At 32.8% G+C, this 18,120-nt stretch carries 15 protein-coding genes; 3 read left to right on the top strand and 12 right to left on the bottom strand.

The genetic code is table 11. The features are described from left to right. Positions 1 to 31 precede the first annotated feature (31 nt). From ACM55H_RS00895 to ACM55H_RS00875, 5 genes are all read right to left on the bottom strand, one after another. Positions 32 to 544, bottom strand: a complete 513-nt coding sequence (locus ACM55H_RS00895) for a DUF2480 family protein (RefSeq protein WP_416834707.1) — start codon at positions 542 to 544, stop codon at positions 32 to 34. An 80-nt stretch (positions 545 to 624) separates the two neighbouring features. Next, positions 625 to 951 (bottom strand): SUF system Fe-S cluster assembly protein, encoded by a 327-nt coding sequence (locus tag ACM55H_RS00890; RefSeq protein WP_035669120.1) that lies wholly within the window; start codon positions 949 to 951, stop codon positions 625 to 627. Between the two features lie 6 nt (positions 952 to 957). Beyond that, the gene (locus tag ACM55H_RS00885) at positions 958 to 1,377 is read right to left on the bottom strand and encodes a SufE family protein (RefSeq protein WP_314896616.1); all 420 of its coding nucleotides are present in this window, start codon (positions 1,375 to 1,377) and stop codon (positions 958 to 960) included. A 23-nt stretch (positions 1,378 to 1,400) separates the two neighbouring features. Next, positions 1,401 to 1,835 (bottom strand): hypothetical protein, encoded by a 435-nt coding sequence (locus ACM55H_RS00880; protein ID WP_416834706.1) that lies wholly within the window; start codon positions 1,833 to 1,835, stop codon positions 1,401 to 1,403. Between the two features lie 21 nt (positions 1,836 to 1,856). Continuing rightward, positions 1,857 to 3,071 carry an aminotransferase class V-fold PLP-dependent enzyme gene (locus ACM55H_RS00875; RefSeq protein ID WP_416834705.1) on the bottom strand — a complete coding sequence of 405 codons (1,215 nt, stop codon included), beginning with the start codon at positions 3,069 to 3,071 and terminating at the stop codon, positions 1,857 to 1,859. Between the two features lie 237 nt (positions 3,072 to 3,308). Between ACM55H_RS00875 and ACM55H_RS00870 the strand changes: the two genes are divergently transcribed. Further along, positions 3,309 to 4,676, top strand: coding sequence for a serine hydrolase domain-containing protein (locus ACM55H_RS00870; RefSeq protein ID WP_416834704.1), 1,368 nt, complete (start codon positions 3,309 to 3,311; stop codon positions 4,674 to 4,676). A 64-nt stretch (positions 4,677 to 4,740) separates the two neighbouring features. Here ACM55H_RS00870 and sufD read toward each other — a convergent pair whose 3' ends face one another. The 5 genes from sufD to ACM55H_RS00845 form a co-directional block, all read right to left on the bottom strand. After that, positions 4,741 to 6,057 carry a Fe-S cluster assembly protein SufD gene (gene sufD, locus ACM55H_RS00865; protein WP_416834703.1) on the bottom strand — a complete coding sequence of 439 codons (1,317 nt, stop codon included), beginning with the start codon at positions 6,055 to 6,057 and terminating at the stop codon, positions 4,741 to 4,743. Between the two features lie 96 nt (positions 6,058 to 6,153). After that, positions 6,154 to 6,528, bottom strand: a complete 375-nt coding sequence (locus ACM55H_RS00860) for a four helix bundle protein (RefSeq protein WP_416834702.1) — start codon at positions 6,526 to 6,528, stop codon at positions 6,154 to 6,156. A gap of 49 nt (positions 6,529 to 6,577) precedes the next feature. Further along, positions 6,578 to 7,330: a Fe-S cluster assembly ATPase SufC gene (sufC, locus tag ACM55H_RS00855; RefSeq protein ID WP_039108445.1), complete on the bottom strand. Its 753-nt coding sequence runs from the start codon at positions 7,328 to 7,330 to the stop codon at positions 6,578 to 6,580. A 32-nt stretch (positions 7,331 to 7,362) separates the two neighbouring features. Continuing rightward, positions 7,363 to 8,811, bottom strand: a complete 1,449-nt coding sequence (gene sufB, locus ACM55H_RS00850; protein ID WP_416834701.1) for a Fe-S cluster assembly protein SufB — start codon at positions 8,809 to 8,811, stop codon at positions 7,363 to 7,365. An 18-nt stretch (positions 8,812 to 8,829) separates the two neighbouring features. Next, positions 8,830 to 9,159 (bottom strand): HesB/IscA family protein, encoded by a 330-nt coding sequence (locus ACM55H_RS00845; protein ID WP_099714058.1) that lies wholly within the window; start codon positions 9,157 to 9,159, stop codon positions 8,830 to 8,832. A 168-nt stretch (positions 9,160 to 9,327) separates the two neighbouring features. Here ACM55H_RS00845 and ACM55H_RS00840 point away from each other — a divergent pair, with 168 nt between their 5' ends. Beyond that, on the top strand, positions 9,328 to 10,185 hold the full coding sequence (locus ACM55H_RS00840) for an MBL fold metallo-hydrolase (RefSeq protein ID WP_416834700.1): 858 nt from the start codon (positions 9,328 to 9,330) through the stop codon (positions 10,183 to 10,185). Positions 10,186 to 10,260: 75 nt separating this feature from the next. Here ACM55H_RS00840 and ACM55H_RS00835 read toward each other — a convergent pair whose 3' ends face one another. Both ACM55H_RS00835 and ACM55H_RS00830 read right to left on the bottom strand, forming a co-directional pair. Beyond that, a complete protein-coding gene (locus ACM55H_RS00835) occupies positions 10,261 to 12,831 on the bottom strand; it encodes a LamG-like jellyroll fold domain-containing protein (RefSeq protein WP_416834699.1) in 2,571 nt (856 codons plus the stop codon). 418 nt (positions 12,832 to 13,249) lie between these two features. Then, positions 13,250 to 16,189, bottom strand: coding sequence for a T9SS type A sorting domain-containing protein (locus tag ACM55H_RS00830; protein ID WP_416834698.1), 2,940 nt, complete (start codon positions 16,187 to 16,189; stop codon positions 13,250 to 13,252). Positions 16,190 to 16,475: 286 nt separating this feature from the next. Here ACM55H_RS00830 and ACM55H_RS00825 point away from each other — a divergent pair, with 286 nt between their 5' ends. After that, positions 16,476 to 18,104 carry a S8 family peptidase gene (locus tag ACM55H_RS00825; RefSeq protein ID WP_416834697.1) on the top strand — a complete coding sequence of 543 codons (1,629 nt, stop codon included), beginning with the start codon at positions 16,476 to 16,478 and terminating at the stop codon, positions 18,102 to 18,104. Positions 18,105 to 18,120 lie beyond the last annotated feature (16 nt).

Here is an 18,120-nt window from a genome sequence, read left to right as displayed (position 1 = left end):
TACTATTAAAGTATAAAATAAATGCGATATATCAGTCCTTTTTATGCGCTTTATATAATGGAACGGCAGAACATGCTTCACCATACATAATACTTCGTGCAAAAGGTTGTAAGTAATGCGCTGCTAATACGTAAGCCCGCATCGGAACCGGTTTTCTGGAGCATCCTTTTATAATGACAGGTTTATTTTCATACACCGAATAATCAATTTTAGGCAACAATTCTTCATAAAGAGAAGCGTCTAAATCTTCTAATGTCCCATTGATGATTTTCTTTGCAAATGGCGCTAATTGAATGGCAACCAAAATCGAAGCCCAAGCCGGAACAATAGCATCGGTACTGCAATTAATAGCAACATATTGATCTTGATATTGTGACCAATCGTGATTTTTCAGCTGCTCTCTAAAGTCTTTTTCTTTCAATAAAAAACCTTCTAAAAGCCATTGCGAAATATCTATTTGTGCACGAATCCCTTTCGGATAATAATCTTCAAGATCGAAAACTTCCAAAACACTATTCGCAACTTTATTTATTATTTCTTCCATTTCTGAAGTCTTAAAGTCGAATGTCGAAAGTCATAAGGCCAGTATTTTGAGACTTTATGACTTTTGACATTAGGACTAATTTAAAGCATTCCCAATTCTAATTTTGCTTCTTCGCTCATTAAATCTTTGCTCCAAGGCGGATCAAAAGTAATTTCTACTTCCGCATCTTTTACATTTGTAATTGATTTCACTTTTTCTTCTACTTCTCTAGGTAAGCTTTCTGCAACAGGGCAGTTTGGAGAAGTAAGCGTCATCAATATTTTTACTTCATAATCCGTATTGACCATTACATCATAAATCAATCCTAATTCGTAAATATCTACAGGAATCTCAGGATCGTAAATAGTCTTTAATATTTTTACGATTGATTCTCCTAATTCGGCAGTGTCTATAATTGTTTCTTCCATTTTTATTTAGTTTTGCGTGTTGAATGCCAAAGCATACATTTTTATATTTTTTATCATGGATACCAATCCATTGGCGCGTGTAGGCGATAAATGTTCTTTCAAACCAATTTCATCAATAAAACTCATGTCGGCTTCCAGAATATCGGAGGCTTTTTGATTCGAAAAAGTGCGAATTAATATCGCGATAATTCCTTTTGTCAAAATCGCATCACTATCAGCAGTGAAAACAATTTTATCGTCATTTTTTTCTCCCTGCAACCACACTTTCGATTGGCAACCTTTAATCAAATTGTTTTCTGTTTTGAATTCTTCTTTTATCAAAGGAAGATTTTTTCCTAATTCAATGATGTATTCATAACGTTCCATCCAGTCGTCAAACATAGAAAACTCATCAACGATTTCTTCTTGTATGTCTTTAATTTTCATAGTATGCTGAATTTATTTCAGTATTATTCTTTTTTAGTGAATGAAGTTATTTTATTTACGAATTTCTTAATTTCTTTTGGTGGAAAACCATGATCAAAACCAGTCGTTTCATACGTTTTGTCTTTGTAGGTAATTTTCAAATTGGCAATAGCCGCACCGTCATAAAAACGTTTTTCAGTTGGTGCTTTTAATTTTGCCAAACTGTCTAGTTCTATTGTTTTAAAACATTCCACTAATTCTTTCCAGTCAGCATCAGCTATTTTTGTTGGTACCGGTTTGTCGTTTCCGCTTCTGTCTTTTGAAACAGTTACCATCTGATTCTTCACCGTTATTTTTTGATAAGAACCTCTGGTATTGGCAACATATTCAATTACTGCAGTTTCAATATCCTGTTTTTTTTGGGCTTCACACCCTTTTCCAAGAAAAATTGTCAAGAACAAAATAGATAGTATTTTCATGTGTAGCTAATTTTAATTTTTTTAAGACAACATAAGTTGTGCTTTTTTAATGGCTTCAACCATAATGTCAATTTCTTCTTTGGTATTATAAAAAGCAAATGATGCTCGTATCGTTCCGGGAATACAAAAGAAATTCATGACTGGTTGCGCACAATGATGCCCCGTTCTTACGGCTATTCCTAATTTGTCAATTATCGTACCAATATCATACGGATGAATTCCTTCAATATTGAACGAAATTACAGAAGTTTTTTCTGCTGATGTGCCAAAAATTTTCAAACCTTCAATTTCTAATAAACGTTGGGTTCCATATTCCAATAATTCCAATTCTTGTTGTTGAATGTTTTCAAAACCAACTTCGTTCATATAATCAACGGCAGTTCCCAGAACAATTCCTCCAGCAATATTTGGTGTTCCGGCTTCAAATTTATGAGGTAAATCAGCGTAAGTTGTTTTTTCGAAAGTCACTTCCTTGATCATTTCACCTCCACCTTGATACGGCGGTAATTTATTCAACCACGCTTCTTTTCCGTATAAAATTCCAGTTCCTGTTGGACCACACATTTTATGTCCAGAAAAAGCATAAAAATCACAATCCAATTCCTGAACATCTGGTTTCAAATGTGGAACCGCTTGCGCTCCGTCAATGAAAACCGCAGCTCCAACTTCATGTGCCTTGTCAATCATGTATTTAATTGGATTGACAGTTCCAAGTGCATTCGAAATATGATTTACGGTTACGATTTTAGTTTTATCCGAAAGCAATGTGTCATATTCGGACATAATCAATTCGCCCTCTTCATTCATTGGAATTACGCGTAAAGTCGCTCCGGTTTTCTCACATAACATTTGCCAAGGCACAATATTGCTGTGGTGTTCCAATGCCGAAACTAAAACTTCATCACCAGGTTTTAAAATAGAAGCAAATCCATTGGCAACCAAATTAATTCCATGCGTTGTTCCCGAAGTGAAAAGCACTTCGTGAGCAAATTTTGCATTGATATGATTTTGAAGTTTCCCTCGTGAATTTTCGTAGGCATCGGTAGCCAGTTGACTCAAAGTATGAACGCCACGATGAATATTAGCATTGATTTCCTGATAATATTTTGAAATTGCATCAATCACAACTTGTGGTTTTTGCGAAGTGGCTCCGTTGTCGAAATAGACCAATGGTTTCCCGTTTACTTTCTGGGAAAGAATAGGGAAGTCGGCTCTAATTTTATTTACATCTAACATTTATCTGCTTGTTTTTATTGTTTTTTATTGGTCAGATAGAACGCCAATAATTAACATTTTTTTGATAACCCAATTTGCTATTGGCGTTTCATTATTTAGAATTTTTCTAAATACAAAAGTAGTGAAATTGAAATTAATTTTCGGCAAACACTTGTTAATAAACTTCATTTTCTTAATCCGATAATGGTTCAAAAAAATGTGACTCTTTTTTATTAAATTGCTTCAAATTAATTCTCTATGAAAAAATTCTTCAGGTTCGTTGGTTTTGCCTCTTTTATAGGAATCTTTTATTTTGGATTCACCACTTATCCAAAATTGGATTTAATCTCTGGTTTTTCAGCCAAAAGTATTGCTTCGGGACATTTTATCGATAATCGTTCCCAACAAATGATTGAGAAAGGTGACAATGATATCGATATGATTGATTTGGCCAAAAACAAAATTGAAGCTGTTGGAAAATTTGCGGTAGCTTCAGTTTATGGTTTGAAAGAACGAAAAGCAATTTACCGGGAAGGTTTGGGAGCGACTTTAATCAACGATGATTTTGATGTTTCAAAACCGTATGAAGTTCCAAAAAGAACGAAATTGAATAACAATTTGCCTTTTCCGTATGGAAATAAGGAACCAAAAGCCAGCCTGCCGATTGGCATGGACACTGTTTTTGCAAATGTTGATTATACTAAATTGAATGTGGCTGTCGCCAATGCTTTTGATAAAAAGAACCAAATCAAAAAAAGAACCCGTTCCGTTTTAGTGATTTATAAAGATAAAATCATTGCCGAAAAATATGACTCGGGTTTCGATAAAAACAGTAAAATATTGGGTTGGTCCATGACCAAAAGCATTACTGGTACCATGTTTGGAATTTTGGAGAAACAAAGAAAATTTGACATTGATGATCCTGCGCCAATTGAGGAATGGAAAAATGACAACCGAAAATTGATTACAACAAGCGATTTGCTGCACATGAATTCCGGTTTACAATGGGTAGAGGATTATAGTACAATTTGCGATGCTACCAAAATGCTTTTTCAGGCCGAAGATATGACTCGGGTACAACTAGAGAAACCGACGGAATATAAACCCAATATGCGGTGGAATTATTCTTCCGGAACTACTAATTTGCTTTCCGGGATTTTGCGGAAGCAGTTCAAAACGCATCAGGAATATTTAGATTTTTGGTATTCGGCTTTGATTGATAAAATAGGAATGAATTCTATGGTGATTGAAACGGATATGGCAGGAAATTATGTGGGTTCTTCTTACGGTTGGGCAACAACACGAGATTGGTCAAAATTTGGGTTGTTGTATTTGCACAAAGGCAATTGGAATGGGAATCAAATTTTGGACGAAAGTTGGATAAAATACACAACAACTCCCACGAATACTTCCAACGGAAGATATGGCGGACACTTTTGGCTCAATGCCAGCGGACACTTTCCTGATGTTCCAAGAGATATGTATTACTGCAGCGGTTTTCAAGGTCAAATGGTAGCGATTATCCCATCATTGGATTTAGTAATCGTTCGAATGGGTTTGACCGAAGAACCTGAATTTGATTTTAATGGAATGTTGAAAGGGATTGTGGGGAGTTTGAAAAAATAAAAAACCCTTTCAGAGTTTTAAACTCTGAAAGGGTTGCTATTAAAACTTCTTTCTTATAAACGACTTACAAATCAAATCCCAATTTCACGCCCAATTTATTGGCGATGATAGTGGTAATTCGTTTTTTAAGTTCCGGTATTTTGATGTTTTCGATAACTGCATTCGAGAATGCATACATCAATAACGCTTTGGCTTCTTTTTTAGGAATTCCACGTGCTTGCATGTAAAACATAGCCGTTTCATCCAATTGTCCAACAGTACAACCATGAGAACATTTTACATCATCGGCAAAAATTTCCAATTGTGGCTTTGCGTTGATTGTGGCTTTGTCGCTCAATAGAATGTTGTTGCTTTTTTGGAATGCATTTGTTTTCTGGGCATCTTTCTCCACGTACACTTTTCCGTTGAAAACGCCTGTAGAACGATCGGAATAGATTCCTTTATAATCCTGGAAACTTTCGCAATTTGGAGTCGAATGCTTCACTAGAGTATAATGATCTACGTGTTGTTTTTCACCAATAATCGTTATTCCGTTTAAGGTACTTGTCAATCGTTCCCCAAAGTGATAAAAATTCAAGTTGTTTCTCGTTAAGTTTCCTCCAAAAGAAAAAGTGTGAACTGAAACATGACTTTCTTTCTGTTGAGAAACAAACGTATTATCGATTAAATTTGCTTCAAGCGCATCGTTTTGAATTTTGTAATAATCTACGATAGCACGTTTTTGAGCAAAAATCTCGGTAACGGAATTTGTCAACACTGGATTTTCGGTTAAACTTTGGTGGCGCTCGATAATTTGAACATGTGAATTTTCACCCACAATCACTAAGTTTCTTGGTTGAACCAAAAGCGCCGCTTCATTTCCTGTTGAGAAATACATAATCTCAATAGGCTTGTCTGCCACTTTACTTTTCGGAATGTGAATATACGCTCCTTCATTGGCGAAAGCCGTATTCAAAGAAGTCAAACTTTCATCTTTACTCGCTATTTTATTAAAAAAGGTGTCGATGATCATTTTATATTTTGGTTTTGTCAATGCCGATGACATCAAACAAACATCAATTCCGTCGTGTGTTGTTGACGATAAATGCGAACTGAAAACGCCATCAATAAACACCACTTTATAAGTGTCTATTTCGTGTAAAAAGTATTTTTTTACTTGGTTAAATTCAATTGCACTTTCTTGCTTTGGAAAAACGGTAAAGTCATTTTTTAAGATGGCATTTAACGAAGTATATTTCCAAGCTTCGTCTTTTTTGGTTGGGAAACCTTTATTTTCAAAGTTTTTTATGGCGGCAGTTCTCACATCATGAAGTTCGGAGTGAACATCGACACGCTCTTCGAAAGCCATAAAAGACGATAGTAATTTTTCTTTTAATTCCATTTTTATTTAAGTCTTAAAGTCGAAAGTCAAATGTCTTAAAGTCGGTACAAGCATAAGATAGCTGTTTCAACTATTCTTGACTTTTGACTTTAAACTTTAAACTTTACGACTAGATTCTAAGTATTTAATAAAACCACTCAACAATTTTGATATTTCTGTTACTGATTCTAAAAGTTTTTCAAATTCTTCTTTAGTAATATAATCCAAATCAAATGCTAAATATAATTGAGAACGAACTTCTCCAGCGGAAGCTTTTGCAACATATAAAAAGTAAATAAACTCTTTGTCTGTATTTCTCTCAAATCCTTCAGCGATATTTGATGATATAGAAATTGATGCTCGTCTAATTTGTCTAGTGAAATCAAAGTCTTTTTTGAAATTTGTCTTTTCAGTAATTAGGTATATTCTTTTGTTGAATTGTCTTGATTTTTGCCAAGAATTGATTTCTTCGAAAGAATTAAATTTTCCCATTACTTTTTTCTTTTGACTTTATGACCTTCGACTTTAGACTATTTTAATTTTACGCTTCTTGTTCTTGTTTAATCCAGTCGTATCCTTTTTCTTCCAGTTCGTGTGCTAGTTCTTTTCCACCGGATTTTACAATTTTTCCGTTGTACAGTACGTGAACAAAATCAGGAACGATATAGTCCAATAATCTTTGGTAGTGCGTAATAACTACGATTGCATTTTTGTCGCTTTTTAGTTTGTTAACACCATTTGCAACAATACGTAAGGCATCAATATCAAGTCCAGAATCAGTTTCGTCAAGAATAGCCAATTTTGGTTCCAACATTGCCATTTGGAAAATTTCGTTACGTTTTTTCTCTCCACCAGAAAATCCTTCGTTTAAAGAACGAGAAAGAAATTTTCTGTCAATTTCTAATAATTCTGATTTCTCACGAATCACTTTTAGCATTTCGTTAGAAGGCATTTCTTCCAGACCTTTAGCTTTACGAGTTTCGTTAATAGCGGTTCTCATGAAGTTTGTTACTGAAACTCCTGGAATCTCCACTGGATATTGGAACGATAAGAACACGCCTTTGTGCGCTCTTTCTTCTGGTGCCAATTCAGAAAGGTCTTCTCCGTCTAAAGAGATTTCACCTTCAGTTACTTCGTAGTTTTCGTTTCCTGCAATGATGGAAGCAAGTGTACTTTTTCCAGCACCGTTTGGCCCCATTATCGCGTGAATTTCTCCTGCTTTTACTTCAAGGTTAATCCCTTTTAATATTTCTTTGTCTCCAATGGAGGCGTGTAAATTTTTTATTGATAACATAAACGTCTTGTTTTTATAAAGTCTTAAAAAGGTTATCCTACAGATCCCTCAAGAGAAATTTCTAATAATTTTTGTGCTTCTACAGCGAATTCCATAGGTAACTTATTCAATACATCTTTACTGAAACCGTTTACAATTAAGGCGATAGCTTTTTCGGTTGGAATTCCACGTTGGTTGCAATAAAAAACTTGGTCTTCGCCAATTTTACTTGTCGTAGCCTCATGTTCGATTTTTGCCGATGGATTTTTACTTTCGATATAAGGGAAAGTATGTGCCCCACAATTATTTCCCATTAATAAGGAATCACATTGTGAAAAGTTTCTGGCATTATCAGCTCTAGCGCTAATTTGCACTAAACCACGGTAACTGTTTTGTGATCTTCCTGCAGAAATTCCTTTAGAAATAATGGTTGATTTAGTGTTTTTACCTAAATGGATCATTTTGGTTCCTGTATCGGCCTGTTGGAAATTATTGGTGACAGCAATCGAATAAAATTCGCCTGTTGAATTGTCTCCTTTTAAAATAACAGAAGGATACTTCCAAGTTATAGCGGAACCAGTCTCTACTTGTGTCCAAGAAATTTTTGCGTTTTTCTCGCAGATTCCTCTTTTGGTCACAAAATTATAAACTCCGCCTTTACCTTCTTTATTTCCAGGATACCAGTTTTGAACGGTAGAATATTTTATTTCGGCACCGTCTAATGCAATTAATTCTACTACTGCAGCGTGCAATTGGTTTTCGTCACGACTTGGAGCAGTACAACCTTCTAAGTAGGAAACATAACTGCCTTCGTCAGCAACTAATAATGTTCGCTCGAATTGTCCTGTTCCAGCCTGATTGATTCTAAAATAAGTTGAAAGTTCCATTGGACAACGAACACCTTTTGGAATATAACAGAACGAACCATCAGAGAAAACGGCCGAATTTAGCGCAGCATAAAAATTATCTTTTTGTGGGACAACTGTTCCTAAATATTTGCGAACTAATTCTGGATGCTCTTTGATGGCTTCAGAAATACTCATGAAGATAATTCCTTTTTCGCCTAATGTTTTCTTGAAAGTAGTCGCTACTGAAACCGAATCGACTACGATATCCATAGCTACATTATTCATCATCTTTTGCTCATCAACAGAGATACCTAACTTTTTATACATTTCTAAAAGTTCAGGGTCTACATCGTCCAATGTTTTATTTGGATCTACCGCTTTTGGAGCTGAATAGTAGGAAATTGCCTGAAAATCAGGTTTGGTATAATGTACATTAGCCCATTCTGGCTCAGTCATTTGCTCCCAAGCACGAAAAGCCTCAAGACGCCAATCGGTCATCCATTGCGGTTCTCCTTTTTTGTGTGAAATAGCCCTAACGATATCTTCATTCAACCCAATAGGAAACGTTTCTGATTCTAATTCGGTATAAAATCCGTATTCGTATTCTTTGTTTTCGAGTTCGATTTTTAAGTCGTCTTCGGTATATTTTGACATATTTTTTTATTTAATGTTTTACAAAGAGAAACTCTCTCCGCAACCACAAGTTCTATTGGCATTTGGGTTATTGAAAACAAATCCTTTACCATTTATTCCTCCTGAAAATTCTAATATTGTTCCGGCTAAGTATAGAAAAGATTTTTTTTCTACAGCGATAGTGATATCGTTGTCTACAAAAATTTTATCATCGTCGCTTTTTGTTTTATCAAATTTTAAATCATAAGACAATCCAGAACATCCGCCGCTTTTTACACCAACTCTTACGTAGTCGATTGCAGCATCAAAACCATCATCTTTCATTAAATCGATGATTTTTTTTCTTGCAGTGTCAGAAACTTTTATCATAGCTTATATTGATTTTGTCTAAATTAAGGACAAAGATAGTGTATAAAAATCTTTTTCCATAATTGATACCATTTTTATAGCCAATGCAAAAATAGAAAAAACCTATTTGAAACGAGTAAAAGCGTTTGAATTCCTTAACTTTGATTCCTCTCGAAAAAAAGAAATGACATGAAATTATATCCTATAGAAACCGGAAATTTTAAATTAGATGGTGGTGCAATGTTTGGTGTTGTACCCAAAACTATTTGGAATAAAACCAACCCAGCCGATGAAAATAACTTAATTGATATTGCTGCGCGCTGCCTGTTAATTGAAGATGGCGATAAATTGATTTTGATTGATACCGGAATGGGAAACAAGCAATCCGAGAAATTTTTCGGGTATTATTCGCTTTGGGGAACGCATTCTATGGATAAATCCTTAGCCAAATTTGGTTTCCATCGGGATGATATTACCGATGTTTTTATGACACATTTGCATTTTGACCATTGTGGCGGAAGTGTGCAATGGAATAAGGACAAAACGGGCTACGAACCCGCATTTAAAAATGCAAAATTCTGGAGTAATGACAGCCATTGGGAATGGGCAATAAAACCAAATCCCAGAGAAAAAGCATCTTTCTTGTCTGAAAATATTTTGCCGATGCAGGAAAGCGGTCAGCTCCATTTCATCCAAAGACCGGAGGGAGATTTTCTTGAAAAATCAGAACTGGGTTTTGGGATTTTCTTTGCTGATGGTCATACGGAGAAACAAATGATTCCTTATATTCAATATCAGGATAAAACTATTGTTTTTTGTGCGGATTTATTGGCAACAGCTGGACATGTTCCTATTCCATATGTTATGGGATATGATACCAGACCTTTATTAACCATGCCGGAAAAAGCAAAATTTCTAAACGCTGCTGCTGAGAATAATCATTATTTATTTTTGGAACATGATGCGCATAATGAAATTATAACGGTCGAAAAAACAGAAAAAGGTGTTCGGTTGAAAGAACGATTTACGTGTGATGAAATTCTTTAAATACTCAAATTAAGATATAAAAAAAACCCACATTTTCAGATTTTGAAATGTGGGTTTTCGTTTTAAAATTTAGGGTTATTCTACCGCTATTTTGCGTGTAGTTGTTATTCCTTGGCTTTGTAAATTTATATAATAAACTCCTTTTGGCAAACCAGCTAAATTGATGACATTGTCATTAGAACCGGATGTAAAGCTTGTTGTTTTTATTAATTTTCCTAAAGCATTGTAAACAGTTACTTTTTCCAATACAACTTTATTTATATGTAATTGTCCTTTTGTAGGATTTGGGTAGAGAGTGATTTTATCAAAAACTGAATCTTCAAGACCTAAAGTAGAAGAATAAGTTGCTGTTATGTCTTTTGCTCCAGCCCAATTTGCATCTGAATAGGCTTCATTATCAACTTGAATATAGGTCAATGACGAGTTTATTTTGAAGTCAACACCTAATAAATTATTGTTGTTACCATTGTTCAAATTCAAATAGTTTAATTTATTGTTTGAACAGTTTAAATAAGTCAACAGCGTATTTTTAGAAACATCTAGACTTAATAATTGATTATTAGAGCAATTCAATTTGGCTAATAAAAGATTGTTTGAGAGGTCTAAATTAATTAACTGACCACTAGAAGCCATAGTTTTGCCTGTTTTACTTGTAATTGGCACTGAACCATTGCAATAAAGTTCTGTAAGCAGCTTATTTTTAGAAACATCTAGAGCGGTAAGTGGATTATTTGAACAGTCTAAAAAGGTTAAAGCTATGCTTTTAGAAACATCTAAAGAGGTTATTAAATTCTCTTTGCAAATTAATTTTTCTAAAGAGATAAAATCTTGAATTCCTGTCAAATCGGCAATGGAACTAAAAGAAACATCCAGAGAGGTTATCTCAGTAATACTTGTTGTTGTCACTTTTCCATCAACAACGCCCGAATCAATCCCTAAGGCAATTAGTTTGCTCTCGAAGTTAGCATCTGGAATTAATGTGTATGGCGTACAGTCTGTATTGTAACTCGCTGTAGCGTCTTTTAAATTTGCCCAATTGGTATTAGAATAAGTGATATCATCAACTAGTATACAGGTTAGATTAGGATTGTTTACAAAATTTGAAAAGGTTAAGTCTAAAATAGTATTGAAACCATTTTTCAAGTTTAAATAAGTAAGTTGATTGTTTTCACAAGCTAATTCGGTAATCAATGGGTTTTTCGAAATATCAAGACTTGTAATGTTATTATTTAAACAATCAAAAAAGTCTAATTTTGGATTATTTGAGATATCAATTGTTTTGATCTCATTAGAATTGCACATAAACCCCAGTAAATTAATATTCTGAGAGACATCTAAGCTAGTTATTTGATTGTTGTAACAATAGAAATATTTCAAATTTACATTTTTTGTAACATCCAAATTCGTTAATTGATTTCCTCCACAATATAACTGTATTAAAGATGTATTATTTGTGATATTTAATTCAGAAAGTAAATTTGAAGTACACAATAATTTCAACAACATATTATTTGATGAAACATCAATGGTGGTTATTTTATTGGAACTAAAAGATAAATTTGTTAATAGAGTGTATTTAGAAACATCGAGCGATGTTAATTGATTTGTAGAGCAGTTTAAATTTGTCAAACCTAGATTACTGGTGTTGATTAAATTGGTTAATTTATTTACAGAACAATTTACAACTATTAATTTACCGTTTTTAGAAATATCTAAAGTAGTTAAATTGTTTTTTTGACAATCTAACGATTCCAAAGCTACAAAATCTTGAATCCCCGTTAAGTCGGAAATAGAACTAGAAGAAATATTCAAAGCAGTCAATTTGCTAATACTGCTGGTTAACACTTTTCCATCCGCTACACCCGAATCAATACCAATCGTAATTAATTTGTTCTCAAAATTTACATCAGGGATTAATGTATAAAGATTATCATTGGAACTATACAAACCAGTTATCTCTTCCTGAGTTAACACGCGATTCCAAATTCCAATGTCGTCTATTGAGCCCTTAAAATATTCATTATAAGTGTCTCCCGCAATTCGTTTTCCTATTCTAAAGGTTTTGTTTATTGTATTTAAACTTACGGTTTTTCCCGATACATAATTACCATTAACAAATAAAGAAACATTAGTTCCATCATAGGTTAACGCGAAAAAATACCAATCATTACTTAAATAATTAAAGTTGTTTACATAAAAATCATCATTGGAAAAATCAGGTCCATTTTCAGTTTGAAGATAGCCTTTTGAATAGATACTAAGTGCAAATCTTTGGGCTTTTGATAGACTGCCATAATTAAATATACAAGCTTTTAGATTTTCATTGGAGTTGGGAGTATTTGTTTTGAACCAGCCTGAAATTGTCCTTGGAGTATTATTTTGAGGAATGGTAGCTATAACTGCATCAATATAGCTACTTACAGCATCAAAACTGTAAGCCTTGTCTGCATTCCCAAATCTATCAGTGGTTAAAGTAGCTCCGGTTACAGTGCCATTATATCCATTTTCGCTGACATCATTTGCATTGCCAGTAAAGGGATAATAAGCCAGCAAACCGTTTGTAGGAACATATGTTGAAATATTTGTGTTTTGAGCGTAAGTTGATAAACTCATTAAAAACAGCAATAAGAGTAGTTTTATTTTCATAAATAAAAGATGTAGTTTTTTTATTACACAATATTACAATTAATATTGCTTTTCTCACCATTGATTATGTGTAAGAATTTATCTATTTTAAAATTTAAATTATATTTATCAATTGATTGCCAGAGATTTTAGCAATACATGGTTTTAGCACCAGTTGTTATATATGATGAATTACGATACGCTACCTAGGTTAATTTTAAATGAAAAAGCAAAATTTCTAAACGCGGCTGCAGATAATAATTACTATTTGTTTTTGGAACACGATGCCCAATTATAACGATCGAAAAAAGAAAAAGGAGTTCGATTGAAGGAACAATTTACTTGTGATGAGATTCTTTAAATACTCAAATTAAAATATAAAAAAACCACATTTTCAAACGGATGAAAATGTGGTTTTGACTTTTATAAAACTTTATGTTTACTGAACTATTATTTTTCTGGCAATATTTGTTCCTTCGCTTTGTAGACATATAAAATAAGCACCCTTGGTCAAACCGCTTAAATCTATGGTATTACTATCTGATGGATTGGTAAATTTTGTTGTTTTTATCAATTTACCCAAAGCATCATAAACAGTTACTTTTTCTAGCATAATATTATCAATATGCAACTGTCCTTTTACAGGATTGGGATATAAAGCTATTTTATCAAAGACAACATCTTCAATTCCCAAAGTACAAGCTGTTTTCGAATAAATTGCCGTTGCGTCTTTGGCTCCAGCCCAATTAGCATTAGAATAAACAGGATCATCAACTTTGATACACGGTAACGACGAGTTGCTTTTAAAATTAACAGTCAACATATTGGTGTTATTGCCATTGTTTAAATTTAAATTTTGCAAACTATTGTTGGAACAATTTATAGCTGTAAGAAGGGTGTTTTTAGAAACATCTAAACTTACTAATTGATTATTAGAACAACTCAATTTGGTTAAAAACATATTATTGGAAAGATCTAAAACAGTCAATTGAGTTGTGCCACTAATTTTGGCATTACTCATTTTATTTATTATGGTTACAACACCATCACAATATAGTTCTGCAAGAAGAATGTTTTTTGAAACATCAAGAGTAACTAAAGGGTTATTAGAACAATCTAAATATTTTAATGCCGTGTTGTAAGAAAGATTGATAGTTGTTAACGAATTTCCTTTGCAAATTAAGGTCTCTAAATCTGTAAAATATTCTATGCCTGATAAATTGGTGATACCAGAATTTGATACGTCTATACTCTTCACATTTGATATATCGGCGAACAAAACCGAGCCGTTTTTACCATCTGTATCAATACCTAATGCGATTAATTTGTCTTCAAATTCATTGCTGATTAAAATGTAAGGAGGAAGGCAGTTTGTGGAATAACTAGCTGTCGGGTCTTTGTAATATAACCAATTACCATCAATTAAAGACATGTCGTCTACCTGAATACAGGCTAAATCAGGATTATTTGTGAAATCAAAATTGTAAAGAATATCATTTTTTCCGTTTTTTAAATTTAAGCTTGTTAACTTATTATAATTACAAATTAAATTGGACATATTACTATTTTTAGAAATATCAAGATTTGTAAGCAAATTGCTGTTACATATTAATTGGTTCAGTATTCCATTTTGAGATAAATCCAGATTTATAAGAGAATTATGATTGCAGTCTAGTTTTGTCAAATTAACATTTTTAGAAATATCAAGTTTTGTAAGTGAATTAGAAGAACACTTTATCTCTGTCAACATTACGTTTTTAGAAATATCGAGAGTAGTAATTAAATTAGAAAAGCATTCTAATTTGGTTAAAATTGCATTTAGGGATGTATCAAGATTTGTTAACCTATTTCCATAACAACTTAATTCGCTAAGTTGAAGATTATTCGAAATATCAAGAGTAGTTAATAAGTTATTGCTACTCTCTAAATATTGCAAAGCGATATTTTTAGTAATATCTAAACTTGATAATTTATTTTGAGAGCATCTTAAAAAAAATAATTTTTCGTTTTTAGAAACATCTAGATTAGTTAATAGATTGGAAAGACAAACTAAATATTCCAATTCAGTATTATTAGTAATATTAAGGTTAGTTATATGATTAAATGAAATGTCTAAATCAATTAATAAAACATTTTTAGAAACATCTAAACTTTCTAAATTATTTGTACTTGAAATATTACCTGTGCCACAGTATAAATATTTTAACAGAATGTTTTTAGTTACATCTAAACTTGTTAATTGATTCAGTTCGCAATTGAGGAGGATTAAAGCTATATTATTAGAAACATCCAGATTTTTTAGCTGATTTTGAGAACATATTAATTCTTCTAAAACTGTATTTTTTGAAACATCAATACTTGGCAATTGATTTGAAGAGCAATCTAAATTTTTTAAAGCTGCAAAATCCTGAATGCCTGTTAAATCACTTATATTGTTGGCAGAAACATCTAAAGAGGTTATTGTTTGAACATTAGCTGTCAAAATTTTTCCATCTACTGTACCTGAATCTATTCCTAATGCAATAAGTTTTTTTTCGAAATTAATGTCTGGAATAAGTGTGTATAAAGCTGGAGGAGTACAGGCTTCTGAATAACTTGCTGTAGTATCTTTTGCGCCGGACCAATTGGTATTTGAATAGATCGCATTATCCACTTGGATACAGGTTAGATTTGGATTATTATTTGAAGAAAAATTAGCATTTATGAAATTTATATTATTCCCGTTTTTTAGATTTAAATAGTCTAATTTGTTGTCGTTACATTTTAAAGAATTGATTAATGTGTTTTTCGAAATATCTAAATAGGACAACTGATTATACTTACAATATAATTTTATTAACGCCAAGTTTTTAGAAACATCCAGGTTTGCTAATTGATTATTGTCACAAATTAATTCCGTTAACCCGGTATTTTTCGTTACATCTAAGTGAGCTATTTGATTATTAAAACAAGATAAAAAAGTTAATGAAGTATTATTAGAAACATCTAAGCTTGTAAGCTGATTCTCTGAGCAAATAAGACCATTCAAAAATGGTAAATTGGAAACATCTAAAGTTGTTAATTCATTTGCTCTACAGTCTATTATGCCTAACTTAATGTTTTTAGAAACATCTAAATTTGTTAATAGATTTAAAGAACATCCTAATGAAGACAAAGCAATAAAATCCTGGATGCCTGTCAAATCAGAAATATCACTCATTGAAACATCTAGATCAGTAACTGTATTGATACTTGAAGTTAAGACTTTTCCATTTTGACCATCTTTATCAATACCAAGTTCAATTAACTTGGTTTCAAATTTTACATCAGGAATTAGTGTGTATTGTGCATAAGTAGATAAACTTACGAGAAAAAGCAAAAGGAGTAATTTTTGTTTCATATCTTATTTTTATTTTAACGTATTACAATAACACAAATTTATAAAATATTTTCTTACTTTTTATTAATAAATTTATTTTAATACAATGATATTCAACACTAAACTCTGGACACTTTTTAATATAAAAAAGCCTTAAAGAATCATAATTTTATATCAAATGGAAAAAGGAGGTCGATTATTCGCAGTTTTTACGTGTGAACAAATCCTAACATAATGTTAACCCTAAATATTTTTGTAACAAAATAATTTATTTTAGACAAATATTTAAAACTTAACATAACGAATAATGAATAGTATTAAACCAATTTATTTATCTGCATTTGCAGTATTAGTTCTGGCAGGATGTGGCGCTTCAAAACAAGTTTCTAATTCTAATGCAACTCTTACTGCAATAAGTGCACCTTTAAACATTACAAAAAAGGCGCCAATAACTGAAAATGACTTGAAACGTTGGAGTCATTTAGATATCGTAAAAGATACGATTCCCGGAATGAGTGTTGATAGAGCGTATTCTGAATTATTGAAAAATAAAAAAGGGGTAAAAGTTATCGTGGGGATTGTAGATTCAGGAGTTGATATTGAGCATCAAGATTTAAAATCGGTGGTTTGGACCAATACAAAAGAAATTGCTGGTAACGGAATTGATGATGATAAAAATGGATATATTGATGATATTCACGGTTGGAACTTCCTTGGAGATATCACTAAAGAAAATTACGAGTTCGAGCGAATTATTAAAAACAAAAATATAGTTGATGAAGTAACGTATCAGGCTGCTAAAACGGCAAATGATGCTAAAATTGCCGATGCTGCTAAAGGGAAAGTACGCTTGGAGCAAATGTTAGTAACTCTAAGCGAGGGAGATGCTAGATTGATCAAGCATTTTGGAAAGCCAGTTTATACAGTTGAAGAAGTTAAAGCAATTGTATCACAAGAACCGGAAATGCAAAAAAGTAAGGCTGCTATGGAGCAAATGCTTTCTTATGGGATGCCTTTGACAGACTTGAAAGTTGCTGTTCAAAAACAATTAGATGGCTTCAATGCGCTTTTACAAGGAGACAACTTGAAGAATGATTACAGAAAAGTTGTTGGAGACAACCCCGAAGATATTACGGATACAAAATATGGTAACAATAACGTTATGGGTCCGGACAAGAATGGAATTCTTCATGGAACTCACGTTGCCGGAATTGTTGCTCAAGTTAGAAACAATCAATTAGGTGGTGACGGAATTGCAAATAATGTTGAAATCCTAACCGTTCGTGCAGTGCCAGATGGGGATGAATACGATAAAGATATTGCTCTTGGGATTCGTTATGCAGTTGATAATGGCGCTAAAGTAATTAACGGAAGTTTTGGGAAAAGCTTTTCACCGCACAAACAATGGGTTTATGATGCGATCAAATATGCGGAGAAAAAGGATGTATTAATTGTTCATGCTGCCGGAAATGATGCAAAAAATATCGATACCGAAAATAATTTTCCTAACGATTCTGATGATAAAGTAACCGAGTTTGCTGATAATGTAATCACAATTGGAGCATTAAATTTTGAATACGGAAACAAAGTAGTGGCACGATTTTCTAATTTTGGAAAAACTAATGTTGACGTTTTTGCACCAGGTGTAAAAATTTATGCGACCACACCAAATGACTCTTATAAATATTTACAAGGAACGTCAATGGCTTCGCCAAATGTTGCAGGAGTTGCAGCAATAATCCGTTCGTATTACCCAAAATTATCGGCACAACAAGTGAAACATATTTTGATGGATTCAGGTGTGGCAATTACAACAGATGTTATTGTTGGAGGAAAGCCTGCTGACACGCGATCTTTTACTACTTTATCTAAATCAGGGAAAATAGTAAATGCGTACAATGCGTTATTGATGGCAGAAAAAATGTCTAAAAAATAATAAATCAGTTTATTTA

It is taken from the genome of Flavobacterium cryoconiti (genome assembly GCF_048158645.1).
In the GTDB taxonomy this organism is placed as follows: Bacteria; Bacteroidota; Bacteroidia; order Flavobacteriales; family Flavobacteriaceae; genus Flavobacterium; species Flavobacterium cryoconiti.
The sequence above is the reverse complement of the archived record's forward strand: the minus strand, read 5'-3'. Positions and strand labels throughout refer to the sequence as shown.

Excerpts from the sequence above, each read along its gene's own strand:
- ACM55H_RS00870 (WP_416834704.1), top strand. The coding sequence starts at position 3,309 with ATGAAAAAATTCTTCAGGTTCGTTGGTTTTGCCTCTTTTATAGGAATC.
- ACM55H_RS00835 (WP_416834699.1), bottom strand. The coding sequence starts at position 12,831 with ATGAAAATAAAACTACTCTTATTGCTGTTTTTAATGAGTTTATCAACT.
- ACM55H_RS00895 (WP_416834707.1), bottom strand. The coding sequence starts at position 544 with ATGGAAGAAATAATAAATAAAGTTGCGAATAGTGTTTTGGAAGTTTTC.
- ACM55H_RS00885 (WP_314896616.1), bottom strand. The coding sequence starts at position 1,377 with ATGAAAATTAAAGACATACAAGAAGAAATCGTTGATGAGTTTTCTATG.
- ACM55H_RS00875 (WP_416834705.1), bottom strand. The coding sequence starts at position 3,071 with ATGTTAGATGTAAATAAAATTAGAGCCGACTTCCCTATTCTTTCCCAG.
- ACM55H_RS00880 (WP_416834706.1), bottom strand. The coding sequence starts at position 1,835 with ATGAAAATACTATCTATTTTGTTCTTGACAATTTTTCTTGGAAAAGGG.
- sufB (WP_416834701.1), bottom strand. The coding sequence starts at position 8,811 with ATGTCAAAATATACCGAAGACGACTTAAAAATCGAACTCGAAAACAAA.
- ACM55H_RS00860 (WP_416834702.1), bottom strand. The coding sequence starts at position 6,528 with ATGGGAAAATTTAATTCTTTCGAAGAAATCAATTCTTGGCAAAAATCA.
- ACM55H_RS00890 (WP_035669120.1), bottom strand. The coding sequence starts at position 951 with ATGGAAGAAACAATTATAGACACTGCCGAATTAGGAGAATCAATCGTA.
- ACM55H_RS00830 (WP_416834698.1), bottom strand. The coding sequence starts at position 16,189 with ATGAAACAAAAATTACTCCTTTTGCTTTTTCTCGTAAGTTTATCTACT.
- sufC (WP_039108445.1), bottom strand. The coding sequence starts at position 7,330 with ATGTTATCAATAAAAAATTTACACGCCTCCATTGGAGACAAAGAAATA.
- sufD (WP_416834703.1), bottom strand. The coding sequence starts at position 6,057 with ATGGAATTAAAAGAAAAATTACTATCGTCTTTTATGGCTTTCGAAGAG.
- ACM55H_RS00840 (WP_416834700.1), top strand. The coding sequence starts at position 9,328 with ATGAAATTATATCCTATAGAAACCGGAAATTTTAAATTAGATGGTGGT.
- ACM55H_RS00845 (WP_099714058.1), bottom strand. The coding sequence starts at position 9,159 with ATGATAAAAGTTTCTGACACTGCAAGAAAAAAAATCATCGATTTAATG.
- ACM55H_RS00825 (WP_416834697.1), top strand. The coding sequence starts at position 16,476 with ATGAATAGTATTAAACCAATTTATTTATCTGCATTTGCAGTATTAGTT.